The 14,903-nt window shown below is 70.9% G+C and carries 11 protein-coding genes; 5 read left to right on the top strand and 6 right to left on the bottom strand.

Features of this window, described 5'->3' with window-relative positions; genetic code table 11:
- Window positions 1–82 precede the first annotated feature (82 nt).
- The 4 genes from VGB75_01650 to rsmI all read right to left on the bottom strand — a co-directional run bounded on the left by VGB75_01650 (window position 83) and on the right by rsmI (window position 5,065).
- On the bottom strand, window positions 83–1,225 hold the full coding sequence (locus tag VGB75_01650) for a transglycosylase family protein (GenBank protein HEY0165722.1): 1,143 nt from the start codon (window positions 1,223–1,225) through the stop codon (window positions 83–85).
- Window positions 1,226–1,387: 162 nt separating this feature from the next.
- Window positions 1,388–2,263: a TatD family hydrolase gene (locus VGB75_01645; protein ID HEY0165721.1), complete on the bottom strand. Its 876-nt coding sequence runs from the start codon at window positions 2,261–2,263 to the stop codon at window positions 1,388–1,390.
- Window positions 2,260–4,068, bottom strand: a complete 1,809-nt coding sequence (metG, locus tag VGB75_01640) for a methionine--tRNA ligase (GenBank protein ID HEY0165720.1) — start codon at window positions 4,066–4,068, stop codon at window positions 2,260–2,262. Before metG ends, VGB75_01645 begins: the two co-directional genes overlap by 4 nt.
- 100 nt (window positions 4,069–4,168) lie before the next feature.
- On the bottom strand, window positions 4,169–5,065 hold the full coding sequence (rsmI, locus tag VGB75_01635; protein ID HEY0165719.1) for a 16S rRNA (cytidine(1402)-2'-O)-methyltransferase: 897 nt from the start codon (window positions 5,063–5,065) through the stop codon (window positions 4,169–4,171).
- Between the two features lie 89 nt (window positions 5,066–5,154).
- Between rsmI and VGB75_01630 the strand changes: the two genes are divergently transcribed.
- Together VGB75_01630 and VGB75_01625 are read left to right on the top strand one after the other, a co-directional pair.
- Window positions 5,155–6,864, top strand: coding sequence for a phospholipid carrier-dependent glycosyltransferase (locus VGB75_01630; protein ID HEY0165718.1), 1,710 nt, complete (start codon window positions 5,155–5,157; stop codon window positions 6,862–6,864).
- 70 nt (window positions 6,865–6,934) lie between these two features.
- Entirely contained in the window at window positions 6,935–7,450 is a 516-nt protein-coding gene (locus tag VGB75_01625; protein ID HEY0165717.1) for a general stress protein, read from the top strand.
- On the opposite strand, the gene VGB75_01620 is transcribed toward VGB75_01625, so the two are convergent.
- The gene (locus VGB75_01620; protein HEY0165716.1) at window positions 7,447–8,622 is read right to left on the bottom strand and encodes a saccharopine dehydrogenase NADP-binding domain-containing protein; all 1,176 of its coding nucleotides are present in this window, start codon (window positions 8,620–8,622) and stop codon (window positions 7,447–7,449) included. The genes VGB75_01625 and VGB75_01620 overlap by 4 nt on opposite strands.
- Before the next feature lie 59 nt (window positions 8,623–8,681).
- On the opposite strand from VGB75_01620, the gene VGB75_01615 reads away from it, so the two are divergent.
- The 3 genes from VGB75_01615 to VGB75_01605 are packed head-to-tail and all read left to right on the top strand — an operon-like array spanning window position 8,682 to window position 12,986.
- Window positions 8,682–9,512, top strand: a complete 831-nt coding sequence (locus tag VGB75_01615) for a PhzF family phenazine biosynthesis protein (protein HEY0165715.1) — start codon at window positions 8,682–8,684, stop codon at window positions 9,510–9,512.
- Window positions 9,513–9,549: 37 nt separating this feature from the next.
- Window positions 9,550–11,325, top strand: coding sequence for a GTPase (locus VGB75_01610; protein ID HEY0165714.1), 1,776 nt, complete (start codon window positions 9,550–9,552; stop codon window positions 11,323–11,325).
- On the top strand, window positions 11,322–12,986 hold the full coding sequence (locus tag VGB75_01605; protein HEY0165713.1) for a GTPase: 1,665 nt from the start codon (window positions 11,322–11,324) through the stop codon (window positions 12,984–12,986). Before VGB75_01610 ends, VGB75_01605 begins: the two co-directional genes overlap by 4 nt.
- 272 nt (window positions 12,987–13,258) lie before the next feature.
- Here VGB75_01605 and VGB75_01600 read toward each other — a convergent pair whose 3' ends face one another.
- Window positions 13,259–14,638: a S8 family peptidase gene (locus VGB75_01600; protein ID HEY0165712.1), complete on the bottom strand. Its 1,380-nt coding sequence runs from the start codon at window positions 14,636–14,638 to the stop codon at window positions 13,259–13,261.
- Between the last annotated feature and the right edge of the window lie 265 nt (window positions 14,639–14,903).

Genomic DNA, 14,903 nt, shown 5'->3' with positions numbered 1-14,903 from the left:
TCGAGCTCGTCGGCGAGCCGCCGGACCTCGGCGGCGCCGAGCAGGCGCACCGCAGTCCCTGACATGCGGTGAAGGCTAGTGACTATCTGGGTAGCCCGAGCGCGGCGGAGCAGTGCGGCCAGGCGCCGTAGCCGCCACTGGCGTCGCGGAGCTTGGTGGCGATCGCGATCTGGGTCTCGCGGCTGGCGTTGCTCGGCAAGCCAGTGCCGCCGTATGCCTGCCAGGTGCCCAGGGTGAACTGCAGGCCCCCGTAGTAGCCGTTGCCGGTGTTGATCGACCAGTTGCCGCCGGACTCGCACGCCGCGACGGCGTCCCAGTTCAGCCCGCCGCTGGACGGCGGCGCAGGAGCGGGAGCCGGAGCGACCGGAGCCGGCTGGGTGACCACCGGCGGGGCGGGTGGCGGCGGAGGAGGCGGCGGCTTCTGCCGGGTGCCGACCCGGGTGATCTGGTCGACCGGGGCCTTGACGACCTTGGCGCTCACCAGCACCCGGCTGGCCAGCTTGCCGTCGAGGTAGGTCAGGCGGTAGCTGAGCCGCTTGACGCCCTGCCTGCCGGTGGTCACAAGCCTCTTCTCACCGACGTAGCTGGTGGCGTCAGGCTGGGTGCGACGCTCGAAGCCCACGGGCGCCGAGACGACGCTGACGCCGTAACGGACCCGCTGCACCTTGATCACCTGGTTGTCAGCGACCACGCTGGCCCGCGGGGCGGACAGCCGGTCGGCCGGGCCCAGGAACACCATCGCGCTGCGGAGCGCGTCGTTGACGGTCTTGGCCGCGCTGGTGACCGTCACGGTCTTGCGGTCGACCTTGATGACGAACCGCTTGGGCGAGGCGATCGACAGGTTGGTGGCCGCGCCCCGGCCGAGGGTGTCCAGGCGCATCGAGCGCGACACCGATACCAGGGCCTCTGAGTTGTAGCCCAGCTGGCGCAGGGCCTCGTCGATGGAGGTGGCGTTCACCCAGACGTCGCGCGCCTTGCCGTCCACCGTCAGGTGCAACAGGTGGCCCCGGCGCACGACGATGGCCGCGCCGTCATCGATGGAGGACTTAAGGTCGGGCGCCACCAGATCGTGGCTGTCGACCGAGACGCCGGCCGCGGCCAGGACGTCGTGGACATTGTTCGCTGTAGTGGAAACCTGCTGGTGACGACCGTCGATCTTGAGGTCGACGGTCTTGCTGGCCGGGACGACAGCCCAGGCGGCGGTGCCGCCCAGAACTCCCGTCATTGCCAACCCGTACAGGCCGTACTTCACGCTGCGACGCAAGAAAACCCCTTGATCGTGTGTGGCCGACTTCTGGCCTGTCGCGTTCTGCTCGGTCACAGCACCGTAACGGCCGGACGGAGCTTCGGCCAAACTTGATCATGGAACTTAGTCTCGGAAATGGACTTACCATCCGAAAAGACGTGCTCCAGTGGCAGAAATAGTGGCGCACACCACTGATTCAGGGACGTTTTTCTCTTCGGATAATCGGCGCACAAGGTGCGGAATAAGGTATGACGCATTGGGCCTGCCGCGGTAGGGATGCGGGGTCAGAAACGGGGCGTCGGTCTCCACCAGCAGTTGCTCCAGGGGGGTCACCGCGGCGGCTTCCCGCAGGGCCGGCGCGTTGGTGAAGGTGAGGACGCCGGAGAAGGACAGCAGGTAGCCGGCGGCCACACACTCCCGGGCCATCTCGGCGTCACCGGAGAAGGCGTGAAAGATCACTCCGGCCGGCGGGGCGCCCTCCTCGCGCAGGATCCGCAGGACGTCGGCGTGCGCCTGCCGGTCGTGGATCACCAACGGCTTGCCGACCTGCTTGGACAGCTCGATGTGCCGGCGGAAATGCCGCTGTTGCTCGGCGGGCTCGGTGCGGTCCCAGTAGTAGTCCAGGCCGGTCTCGCCGACGGCCACCACCTTGGGATGGCCCAGCAGCTCGGCCAGCTCGCGGTAGTGCGCCTCGGTCAGGCCGCTGACCTCGGTCGGGTGGACGGCCAGGGCGGCGTAGACCTCGGGGTGCTCGGTGGACTCCAGCGCCGAAGCCCACTCACCGACCTCGCAGCCGACGTTCACCACCCGGGTGACGCCGACCGCGGCGGCCTCGGCCAGCACCGCCGCGGTGAACTGCGCCCCCGCCGGCTCGCCGCGGGCCGACCGTCCAGACCGCGCCGACATCGCATCGAGGTGGCAGTGCGAGTCGAAGACCGTGCCGGCCAGCGGCGGTGGCGGCGGTGGCGGCTGGTCCTTTGCCTCGCTGCTTGAAACGGCGCCGGCTCGGGCGGTCATGACTCGGTGAGCCGGGCCAGCTCCTCCTCCACCACCGAGGGGTCGAGCTTGGTGATGATCGGGGTCGGGGCGGCCAGCGGCCGGCCCACCTCGATCGGCTGCGAGGCCCAGCGCGCCTGGGTCTGGTAGTCCCCGGTCAGCACCGAGTAGGACGGCGAGCCGGCCGCGGTGGGCTCGTGAACCTCCACCAGCTCGGGCATCGCCGCCCAGGCGCCGGTGCCGCCCAGGGCCTGGTGCACCTTCTGCGACGAGGACGGCAGGAACGGCGTGATCAGCGTCTTGACGTCGTCGACCACCTGCAGCGTGGTGTGCAGCACCGAAGCCATCCGGTCCGGATCGTCGTTCTTCAGCTTCCACGGAGCGGTGTCGGACAGGTACTTGTTCGCCTCGCCGACCAGCTTCATCACCTCGCCGAGCGCCGCCTTCTGCCGGTTCTTCTCGATCAGCGCCCCGACTGAGGCGAAGGCGGCCGAGGACGAGGCGAGCATCGCCCGGTCGGCGTCGGTCAGCTCGCCGGCCGCCGGGATCGAGCCGAGGTTCTTGGCGGTCATCGAGATCGTCCGGTTGACCAGGTTGCCCCAACCGGCCACCAGCTCGTCGTTGTTACGCCGGACGAACTCCGCCCAGGTGAAGTCGGTGTCCTGGTTCTCCGGGCCGGCGCTGGTCAGGTAGTAGCGCAGCGCGTCGGCGTCATAGCGGGAGAGCATGTCGCCGACGTAGATGACGACATTGCGCGAGGAGGAGAACTTCTTGCCCTCCATGGTCAGGAATTCCGAGGACACCACGTCGAAGGGACGGTTCAGCGCTCCGAGCTCGCCAGGCTTGGCGCCGCTGGGCGCGCGGTCGCTGATCCCGGAGTAACCGAACAGCATCGCCGGCCAGATCTCGGCGTGGAAGACGATGTTGTCCTTGCCCATGAAGTAGTAGGCCCGCGCGTCCTCCTCCTGCCACCAGGCTCGCCAGGCCTCGGGGTCCCCGGAGCGCGCGGCCCACTCGATGGAGGCCGAGAGGTAGCCGATGACCGCGTCGAACCAGACGTAGATCCGCTTGTCGCCGCGATCGCGCCAACCGTCCAGCGGCACCGGGATGCCCCAGTCGAGGTCGCGGGTGATGGCCCGCGGCTTGAGGTCGGAAAGGAGATTCAGCGCGAACTTCTGCACGTTGGGCCGCCAGTGCGACTGGCCGCGCAGCCATTGGGAGATGACGTCGGCGAAGGCCGGCAGGTCGAGGAAGAACTGCTCGGTGTCGACGAATTTCGGCGTCTCGCCGTTGATCTTGGAGCGGGGGTCGATCAGGTCGGCCGGGTCCAGCTGGTTGCCGCAGTTGTCGCACTGGTCCCCGCGCGCGCTCGGGTACGAGCAGATCGGGCAGGTCCCCTCGATGTAGCGGTCGGGCAGCGTCCGGCCGGTGGACGGGCTGATCGCCGCGAGCTCGGTGCGGGTGAAGATATAGCCGTTGTCGAGCAGCCCGAGGAAGAGCGCCTGCGTCACCGCGTAGTGGTTAGCCGTGGTGGTGCGGGTGAACAGGTCATAGGAAAGGCCCAGCTGCTGCAGGTCCTTGGCGATGACCAGGCTGTTGCGGTCGGCCAGCTCACGCGGCGAGACGCCTTCACGTTCGGCCTGGACCTGGATCGGCGTGCCGTGCTCGTCGGTTCCCGACACCATCAGGACGTTGTTGCCGGCCATCCGGTGGTAACGGCTGAAGACGTCGGACGGCACGCCGAACCCGGCGACGTGGCCGATGTGCCGGGGGCCGTTGGCGTAGGGCCAGGCCACCGCGGTCAGGATGTTGACAGGGGAACTCATGCGGTAAGCCTAGTGAGCAGCCTCAACGACGAATCCGGCGAGACCGCGCCGACCACCGGACGGCAGCGTCGAATGGACCCCCGCAGCTCAGCCGCCCCACTCAACCGCCCCGCTTGGCCGCGACCACCGCGTCGAACACCAGCCGCTTGGCCACCCCCGCCGTCGCGGCCACCTCGGCGATCGCCTCCTTGCGGCCCTGGCCGGCCTGCTCCCGGACGCTGACCAGCTCGGCGAGTTCGGCGGCCTCGACCTGCGCCGACCCGGCCGGCTGACCGGCGACCACCAGCGTGATCTCGCCCCGGACCTCTCCGGCCGCCCAGTCGCGGAGTTCGGCCAGGGAGCCCCGGACCACCTGCTCGTAGGTCTTGGTCAGCTCCCGGCACAGCGCCGCGGGGCGATCAGGGCCCAGCGCCTGGGCCAGGTCGGCGAGTGACTCGGCGATCCGGTGCGGGGACTCGAAGAACACCATGGTCCGGCGCTCGCCGGCCAGTTCGGCCAGCAACCGCCGGCGGCTGCCGGGCTTGCGCGGCAGGAAGCCCTCGAAGCAGAACCGGTCGACCGGCAGCCCGGAGACCGCGATCGCGGTGGTGACGGCCGAGGGCCCGGGCAGCGCGGTCACCACCAGGCCGGCCTCGATCGCGGCCGCCACCAGCCGGTAGCCGGGATCAGACACCGACGGCATGCCGGCGTCGGTCACCACCAGGACGTCCTGGCCGTCCTGCAGGGCGCTGATCAGCTGCGGCACCCGGGCCTGCTCGTTGCCCTCGAAGAAGGACAGCACCCTGCCGGGGACGTCGACCCCGAGGTCAGCCGCCAGCCGGTGCAACCGCCTGGTGTCCTCAGCCGCGATCACCGGCGCGGTGGCCAGTGCCTGGGCCAGCCCGGTCGAGGCGTCGGTGGCTCGCCCCAGCGGCGCGCCGGCCAGCACCAGCCGGCCGGCCGGGCGGGGCGGGCCGGCCGGCTGCTGCTCTGCTGGCTGGCGAGCGGGAGTTGTCACTTCGGTCCGCTCCTGGCTCGTTCCTCGCTGCGATGCTCCCTCAGCGGTCATCGTCGGTGTTCCATAACCGCAGACCCTACGATCACCGGGTGACCGCCGCGACGCTGCAAGCCGTCAGCACCAGCCCGGCGCCAGGCCAGCCCGCTCGGCAGGCGCCGCCGGCGTTGACTGGCTGGCGGCCGGAGTCCGCCGCCCGCAGCTGGCTGTGGACGCTGCTGGTCACCGCGGTGGCGGCCGGCACCCGGTTCTGGTCGCTGGGCTTTCCCGAGGGCAAGAGCTTCGACGAGGTCTACTACGCCGTCGAGGCGCAGGAGATGCTGCGCTTTGGCTATGAGGACAACCGCGGCTACATGTTCATCGTGCACCCGCCGCTGGGCAAGTGGCTGATCGCGGTGACGTCCTGGATGTTCGGCGACGACGCGGTGGGCTGGCGGGCCGCGCCGGCGATCGCGGGCACCGTCAGCGTCCTGATCCTGGCCAGGCTGGCCCAGCGGATGTTCCGCTCGGTGATCCTCGGGGTGCTGGCCGGCAGCCTGCTGGCCCTGGACGGCATCTCGCTGGTGATGTCGCGGGTGGCGCTGCTCGACATCTTCCTGCAGACCTTCATCCTCGCCGGGTTCGCGGCCCTGGTGATCGACCGTGACCAGATGCGGGCGAGGTTGGGATCGCTCTACGCGGCCGGGGTGGATCTCAGCCACGGCGCGCCCCGGCTGGGCCCGCGGCCCTGGCGGTTGGCCGGCGGCCTGCTGTTCGGGCTGGCGGTGGCGGTGAAGTGGAGCGCGCTGTCCTACTGGCTGGCGTTCGCGCTGCTGTCGGTGCTGTGGGACCGCGGGGCGTTCAAGAGCGCCGGCGTCGAGCAGCCCTGGTTCGCGACGTTCAAGCGGTCGGTCCCGGCCGCCCTGGGCTCGCTGCTGGCCGTGCCGGTGCTCGCCTACCTGCTGAGCTGGACCGGCTGGTTCGTCGGCGAGAACTCCTGGAACCGGCACTGGGGAGACACCCATCCCGGCACCGGGCTGTTCAGCCTGCTGCCCTCGAGCCTGCGCAGCCTGCTGAACTACCACCACCAGGCCTATGTCTTTCACAGCCACCTCTTCGACCCGCACGCCTACAAGGCCAACCCGTGGTCCTGGCTGGTGCTGGGACGGCCCACCTCGTTCTACGCTCCGTCCAACGTGACCGGCTGCGGGGCGCCCAGCTGCACCCGGGAGATCCTGCTGATCGGCACCCCGCTGATGTACTGGGCCTTCGTCCCGGCGCTGATCTGGTGCCTGTGGCACTGGGCCACCACCCGGGACTGGCGCGCCGGCGCGGTCTGGTTGGCCTTTCTGGCCGGCTGGGGAGTCTGGCTGCAGAACACCCGGCGGACCGGTTTCCTGTTCTACATGACGCCGCTGATGCCGTTCCTGGTGCTCGGGCTGACCTTCGCGGTAGGCGCGATGCTGGCCCGGGCGGCCGAGGACGAGGTGGCGACGGCCCACGCCGGGGAGCCGGTCCGGCAGCCGGCCGGAGGCGGTTATCAGGCCGGAGGCGGTTATCAGGACAGTGCTCACGGCATTCACCAGGCCGTGAGCGACAGCGGTGATGAGATCGAGGGCGCGGGCGAGCCGCGCACTGTCGGCCTGCGTGAGTGGATAGCCCTGCACGGCATTCCGACGGCGCGGCTGGTCCGCACCGGCGCGGTGGCGCTGTGGTTGGGCGCGGTGGTCGCCGACTTCGTCTGGATGTGGCCGATCTTCACCGGCGGCCTGCTGACCAACCACGACTGGCAGCTCAGGATGTGGCTGCCCGGCTGGATCTAGCGAGCAGCCGGTCCTGGGTGCGGGCTGTGGAGTGCGGGCGTCGGGACCGGATCAGTGGCACAGTTGAGACATGGCTATGTCATCGAATGTCTCTGCGAGCATCCCGCGCCCCGGGCTTGACCTGGAGTACCCGATGTCACTGGGTGTCTACGACAGCTACGAGCAGGCCCAGAAGGTCGTTGACTACCTGTCCGACAACGAGTTCGAAGTCCAGAACATGGCGATCGTGGGCACCGAGCTCAAGACGGTCGAGCGGGTCACCGGCCGGATCACCCGCACCAAGGTCGCCGCCGCCGGCGCCATGTCCGGGCTCTGGATGGGGCTCTTCGTCGGACTGGCGTTCTCGATCTTCGGCGACGGCAACCAGCTCGGCTTCCTGATCAGCACCCCCATCTTCGGGGCGATCTTCGGCCTGATCTGGAGCCAGATCGGCTTCGCCGCGATCACCCGGGGCGGCACCCGGGACTTCTCCTCCGTCAGCCAGGTGGTCGCCACGAAGTACGAGGTGCTGGTCGAGCACCGGTTCGCCGAGCGGGCGCGTGAGCTGCTGAGCGCCATGCCGGCGGGGATGATGACGATCCGCTAGCGAACCGACTGCTCCAGCACCGCGAACCGCAGGCCGGCCCTGGTCAACCGCTGGATCAGCGGTTGACCCATCGCGACCGCGGTGGTGACCTGCCCCGCGGTGACGGGCAGATCGTCGAAGGCCACGCACAGCGCCGACTCGGCCAGCATCTTGGCGGTCTCGTCATAGCCCGGGTCACCGCCGGACACCTGCGTCACCACCCGATGACCGCCGCCGGTGGCAGTGAATCGCACCTTGAACCAGCTCGCGGACCGTTGCCGCTCCGACGGCCCGGTGCCGGAGGAGAAGTGGCTCAACAGCAACCGGCGGGCCGGCGGCAGCTGGGCCAGGCCCATCAGCGTCGCCATGCCGGCCACGCTGCCCACCGCCACCGGCAGCTTCCGGACGCCGGCGTAGTGGTGGTAGGTGAAGTCCGGGCCATAGCGCGCCAGCGCCCTACCTGAGCGGGCCACCACCTGGGGGTCGATGGTCGGCAACGGCAGCAGCCACATCCCGTCCACCCGACGTGGCGCGGTTCGCGCCGCCCGCGCGCGCCGGTCCTGCGGTCGCGGCTCCACTTGCCGGCGGGCCCGCGCAGCCTCGGCCGAGCCGCGCACCCGCGAGAAGGCCGTGACCGCCGAGTGGACGGTTCCGGCCGACGGCCGGCCCCCGGCCCGCACCACCCCGTCGACGGTGATCGCGACGTCATCGGGCAGCAGGCCGACGGTGAAGAAGACGCCCAGGTCGTGCGGGATCGAGTCGAAGCCGCAGCAGTGGATCAGCCGGGCGCCCGAGCGCGTCGCCTGCTGGTGATGGCGGGCGTACATCAGGTCGACGAACTCAGGCTCGCCGGTCAGGTCGAGGTAGTCCGTGCCGGCCTCGGCGCAGGCCGCCACCAGCGGTTCCCCGTGCCGCAGGTAGGGCCCCACCGTGCTGATCACCACCCGGCTGCTGGCCGCCACCGCTGCCAGCGAGGCCGGGTCACCGGTGTCGGCGCTCAGCAACGGCAGCTGAGCCAGCGCGCCGTCGATGGCGCTCAGCTCGGCCCGGACGGCTTCGAGCTTGGCCTGGTTGCGACCGGCCAGCGCCCACCGGCAACCCGCCGGGGCATGCCGGGCCAGGTAGTCCGCGGTCAGCCGCCCGGTGAAGCCGGTGGCGCCGAACAGGACGATGTCAAAGCGGCGCTCAGGCATCGGTCTCCCTTCAAAGGCACGGCAGCTGAGCCGCAACGCCTGTCGTTAGGCTTCCTACCATGCGGGTGCCCCTGATCCAGATCGACGCCTTCGCCGATGCGCTGTTCGCGGGCAACCCGGCCGCGGTGATGCCGCTGGGCCAGTGGCCGGCGGACCGCCTGCTGCAGCAGGTGGCCACCGAGAACAACCTGTCCGAGACAGCCTTCCTGGTGCCCGAGCTGCCGGCGCAGGCCACCGCGCCCGATGCCGGCCAGCCGGCGTACGCACTGCGCTGGTTCACCCCGGCGATCGAGGTCGACCTGTGCGGGCACGCCACCCTGGCGGCGGCGTCCTACCTGTTCGCCGACGTCCACCCCACCGCCGAGCGGCTGCAGTTCTGGACCCGCAGCGGCTGGCTGCACGTCACTCAGGAAGCCGACGGTGAGCTCACCCTGGACTTTCCCGCTGAGCAGTCGCTGCCGGTGGACGTCGACCCGATCCTCGAGCAGGCGCTGGGCGCTCCGGTCTGGCAGTCCCTGCAGGGATCGGACCTGATCTGCGTGCTGGACAGCGCCGAGACGGTGCGCCGGCTCGCGCCCGACCACCACCTCCTGAGCAGGCTGCAGGTGCGCGGAGTGGTGGTCACCAGCGCCGGCGAGGGCACCGACTTCGACTTCGTCTCCCGGTACTTCGGTGTGCTGGCAGGCGTGGCCGAGGATCCGGTCACCGGCTCGGCGCACACCCAGCTCGTCCCGCTGTGGGCCCAGTGGCTGGGCAAGACCACGCTGACGGCCGGCCAGCTCTCCGCGCGGGGCGGCACGCTGCGCTGCCGGATCGCCGGTGACCGGGTGCTGCTGAGCGGTCGCTGCCATCGCTACCTCGAGGGTTTCGCCTCGATCCCCACCTGGTGAGTGGTCGGCGCCTGGCACGTGACGGCGTCGCGGTGGCATGGCAGGGTTGGTGTGTGACCCGACCCAGGCGCCTGCCGCCGCTGAGCACATGACGCGACTGGACAAGGGCGCGCCATCGCCGCTGCTGGCAGCCCTGCGCGAGTTGCGCCGAGCGACCGCCGAGCTTCCGCTGAACCTGCAGACGCCCGGCGCCGCTGAGGCGCGGGCGCTGCGTGACCAGCTGGTGGCTCAGCTGGAGGACTACCTGATCCCCCGGCTTGAGCAGCAGGACGCCCCGCTGCTGGTGGTCATCGGCGGCTCCACCGGGGCAGGCAAGTCGACGCTGGTCAACGCCCTGGTCGGTCATGAGGTCAGCCAGGCCGGCGTGCTTCGGCCGACCACCAGGTCTCCGGTGCTGGTCTTCCACCCCGATGACACCGGCTGGTTCACCGGCGACCGGATCCTGCCGGGGCTGGCCCGCACCACCGGTCCCGAGGTGGCCGGCGACCAACCCGGCCGGTCCTTGCGCCTGGTCGCCGTGCCGTCGCTGACGCCGGGTCTGGCCCTGCTGGACGCCCCCGACATCGACTCCCTCGTCGAGAGCAACCGCGAGCTGGCGGTGCAGCTGCTTGCCGCGGCCGACCTCTGGCTGTTCGTGACCACGGCGGCCCGCTACGCCGACGCCGTGCCCTGGGACCTGTTACGGGTGGCGCGGGAGCGGGCCACCGCGCTGGCAGTCGTGCTGGACCGGATGCCGCCGGAGGCGCTCGGCGAGGTGGACGCGCACCTGCGGCAACTGCTCGACCGCGAGGGCCTGGCCGACGCGCCGTTGCTGGTGGTGCCGGAGGCGAGCCTGCAGAACGGCCGGCTGCCGGACTCGGCGGTCGCCCCGGTCCGCGACTGGATCGGCGCGCTGGCCGCCGACGCCTCGGCTCGGGCAGAGGTCATCCGGGCCACCATGACCGGCGCGATCAACAGCCTGCAACTGCGCGGAGCGGGGCTGGCCTCGGCGGTGGACGCCCAGGAGCAGGCGGCGCGAGAGCTGGCTCAAGCAGTGGACGAGGCCTATGACCAGGCACGGGCCACCGTCGGGCGAGAGGTGAGCGACGGCACGCTGCTGCGTGGCGAGGTGCTGGCCCGCTGGCAGGAGTTCGTCGGCACCGGAGAGTTGATGCGCACGCTGGAGTCCCGGATCGGCTGGGTGCGCGACCGGGTGGTCGCGGCGGTCACCGGCCGCCCGTCGGGCGCGGCGCCGGTGGAGGCGGCGTTGGAGATGAACTTGCAGGGCCTGCTACGTGACGCCGCCGAGCGGGCCGCTGCCACCGCGGCCGCGGCCTGGTCGACCCGCAGCGACGGGAAGGCGTTGTTGACCGGCAGCCCCGTCAAGCTGGACCGAGCCTCCGCTGACATCGCCACCCATGCGGAGGAGAGCGTGCGGATCTGGCAGGGCGAGGTGCTGGAGCTGGTGCGGGCTGAGGGCGGTGACCGGCGGCAGCTGGCCAAGCTGGCCTCCTACGGGGTGAACGGCGCCGGCTCGGTGATGATCGTCGCCCTTTTCGCCCAGACCGGCGGCCTGACCGGAGGCGAGATCGCCATCGCCGGCGGCACCGCGGCGCTGAGCCAGAAGGTGCTGGAGGCGATCTTCGGTGACCAGGCGGTGCGATCGCTGGCCGTTCGGGCCCGAGAGGCGTTGCTGCGCCACGTCGACAGCCTGCTTGCCGCCGACGCCCAGCGATTCCACGACCTGGTGGCAGCGGCGGCGCCGCCGGACGGGGCGACTGCCCGGTTCCGCGCCGCGGTGCACTCGGTCGAAGCCGCCCGAGCCGCCCGGTGAGCCGGCGGTCCCCTGAACTCGGTGCTCGCCTGGAGGCGCTGGGTCAAGCCGTGGAACTCGGCGAACGCCGCTGCGACCCGAGCCTGCTGGCGCCGGCCCGGATCTTGCTGAGCCGGGCCGCGGCCCGGCGCAGGCTCGCTCCGGAGCGCACCGTGGTGGCGTTGGCCGGCGGCACCGGCAGCGGCAAGTCGAGCCTGTTCAACGCGCTGGCGGGTGAGGTGCTGGCCCCGACCGGTGTTCGGCGCCCGACCACTAGCCGGTCCCGCGCGGCGATCTGGCCCGCCGCCGGCGCTGGGTCAGCCGGCACTGGGTCAGCCGGCGCCGGGTCAGCCGGCACTGGGTCCGGTGGGGACGACGTCGCAGGCCTGCTCGACTGGCTGGAGGTCCGCGACCGGCACCTTGTGACCGGCGACGCCGCCGGACCAGGCCAGCCGACGCTGGCGGGGCTGGTGCTGGTCGACCTGCCCGACTTCGACTCGACTGCGGCGGCTCATCGGCTGGAGGCCGAGCGGATGACCGAGGTGGTCGACCTGCTGGTGTGGGTCCTGGACCCCCAGAAGTACGCCGACGCCGCGGTGCACCAGCGCTACCTGCGCCCGCTCGGGGCCCACCGCGAGGTGATGATGGTGGTGCTGAACAAGGCTGACCGGCTCGATGACGACGCCCTGGACAGTTGCCGGCGGCACCTGGCTCAACTGCTCGCCGATGATGGCCTGGCCGGGGTCCCGGTGCTCGCGGCCTCGGCTACCCGCGGCGACGGCCTGCCCCAGCTGCGCGCCTCACTGGCCGAGCGGGTCACGAGCAGCCAGGTCGCCCTGGCGCGGCTGCACGCCGACGCCGACGCCGCGGTGACCGCCCTTGAGCCGCTCTGCGCCGGAAAGTCGCGCGACGCCGGACGAGAAGCCGCACGCAGCGAGGAGACCCTGGTGCGCGCGCTGGCGGTCGCCGCCGGCGCCGGCCCGGTCGCTGACGCCGCCGGGCGCTCCTACCGGATGCGGGCCACCGCCAGTGTCGGCTGGCCGCTGACCCGCTGGTTGAGCCGGCTGCGGCCTGATCCGCTACGCCGGCTGCACCTGGACGCCGACTCCAGCGGGGTCACCTCGCGCCCGGCCGCCACCGGAGCCCAGCGCGCCCTGGTGTCCAACGCCTTGCGCGAACTGGTCAACGACCGCACGCAGGGACTGGCGCCCGACTGGCAGGCCTCGGCCACCGCGGTGATCGAGGTCAGGCAGAACGAGTTGCCCGGTGAGCTGGACCAGGCGGTGCGCACGGCCCGGCTGTCACACGCGGACCGGCCGTTGTGGTGGGGCGGAGTGCGCGGACTGCAGTGGCTGTTCCTGCTGGCAGCGGTCGCCGGGCTCGTCTGGCTGGCGACGCTGGCCGTCTTCGCCTACCTGCAGCTGCCTGGTCCCAGCCTGCACGTCGGGCGCGCTCCGGCGCCGACCCTGCTGCTGATCGGCGGGCTGGCGCTGGGATTGCTCACGTCGCTGCTGGTGCGCCCGTTCGTGGCTGTCGGCGCGGCCCGGCGGCGCGCCCGGGCTCGCCGGTCATTGGACTCGGGAGTGCGGGAGGTGGCCCGGCGCAGTGTGCTGACGCCCCTGGCCGCCGAACTCGAGGCCGCCACGGCGTTCTGCCAGGCGCTGGCCGCCGCCCGCCGCTGACCGGGTGTTCGGCTCGGGGCCGCTGAGCGACGGAGGCAGGTGGCAGGAGGCCACTTCCGACAAAAGGCCACTCCGGCAAGAGGCCACTCCCGGCAGCAGGCCACTTCCGGCAGGAGTGGGGCCGAAACTCATCGAGCTCCGCACCGGTGTGGCGGGTCGGCGCGGGTTCGGCAGACAAGCAAACGGCGGTGTCCGGGCTTGGCCCGAACACCGCCGCCTACTTGCTGTGCTGACTCAGCGGGGACGTAGCTGATTCAGCGAGGGGGACTGACTTACTTGGACATCGCCGCGAAGGCGTCCAGCCGACCACCGGTGGTGGTGATGCCGGACATCGAGGCGGTCGGAACGGCGCTGCTGAGCAGGGCGTTCTTGATCGCGGCGGCCGTCGCCCCGGGGTGGGTCGAGGCGTAGAGCGCGGCTGCTCCGGTCACGTGCGGGGTGGCCATCGAGGTGCCGCTGTAGGACTCGTAGATGTTGTACGCGGTAGAGGACCAGATCGCGGCACCGGGCGCGCCGATGTCGACGCTGGTCGCGCCGTAGTTGGACCAGCTCGCCCGGGTGCCGGTGCTGGTGATGGCAGCGACGGCGATGACGTTGGAGTTGGTGTAGGTGCTCGGGTAGTGAGCGGTCACGTCGTTGTTGTCACCGACCTGGTCGCTGCCGCCGTTACCGGCCGCGGCGATGAACAGGATGTTGGCGCGGTTGGCCCGCTCGATGGCGTCCATCAGCGCCTGGGAGAAACCGCCGCCGCCCCAGGAGTTGTTGGTCGCGACGATGTTCACGCCACGGGCCTTCAGACCGGTGAAGTAGTCGACCGCCAGCACTGCGTTGGCCAACGTGCCACCGTTGCGTCCGAGGAACTTGCCGCTGATCAGCCGGACGTTCCAGTTGACCCCGACCACGCCCGCGCCGTTGTTCGCCTTGGCGCCGATGGTGCCGGAGACGTGGGTGCCGTGATCATCGCTGCTGCCTCGGGTGCCACCGTCGTAGACGCTGCTGTCGTTGCCGGCGAAGTCCCAGCCGTAGACGTCGTCGACATAGCCGTTGCCGTCGTCATCGACGCCGTTGGCGGTCTCCAGGGGGTTGCCCACCTGGCCGGCCAGGTCCGGGTGGGTGTACTGGATGCCCTCGTCGATGATGCCGACGTAGACGCTGGAGGAGCCGGTCTGGCCCGCGGCCCAGGCCGCGGCGGCGTTGCTGCCGTAGGCGTTGGCCGGAGTCGTGTTCGGGCCGTACATGCCCCACAGGCTGCCGTTGGTGTAGTACGGGTCGGTGGCGGTCGCGGCGTGGGTGTAGACCCAGTTCGGCTCGGCGTAGGCGACCGACGGGTCGGCCTTCAGCTCACGCATCGCACGCGCCTGGTCGGCGCCGGCCGGCAACCGGACCAACTCGACCTCGGCGCGGGCACCTGAGGCAGTGACCACACGCTGAGCCAACCGGGCCGCGACCTTGTCACGAGCCCGAGCCCGGTCGGTGGCCGCCGCGCCGCTGACGTAGCCGACCACCAGCTCATTGGCGACCGACTTGGCCGCGGCATTGGTCGAAGCGGCGCTCGGGGAGTTTGCCGGCACAGCGGCATGACCGGGAACGCTCACCGCAAAGGCCGACAAGGCCATGGTCGCGGCGCACAGCAAGGGCAAAGAACGGCGCATCAAAAACTCCTTCAGAAACTTTGTGGATGACAGGGCGCGTGCCTCAGTCAGGGGAGAAATGAGACTTGGGCCACTATGGCATCTGTTCGTTATCACTGCCACCACTGGCGAGTGGGGGTAGGTGCTCGTGGCAGCTCCCCCGTTAACTTTCCGTGTGAAAACCGACGCATCGACCATGTCCCCACCTCATCGAATTACAGCTGGATTTGGTTCAACGCGAAACAATTGAATGGCCGAAGTAGTCACCTGGCGACCTGCGCTCCAC

This window comes from Jatrophihabitans sp. (assembly GCA_036399055.1).
Classification (GTDB): Bacteria; Actinomycetota; Actinomycetes; order Mycobacteriales; family Jatrophihabitantaceae; genus Jatrophihabitans_A.
The sequence above is the reverse complement of the archived record's forward strand: the minus strand, read 5'-3'. Positions and strand labels throughout refer to the sequence as shown.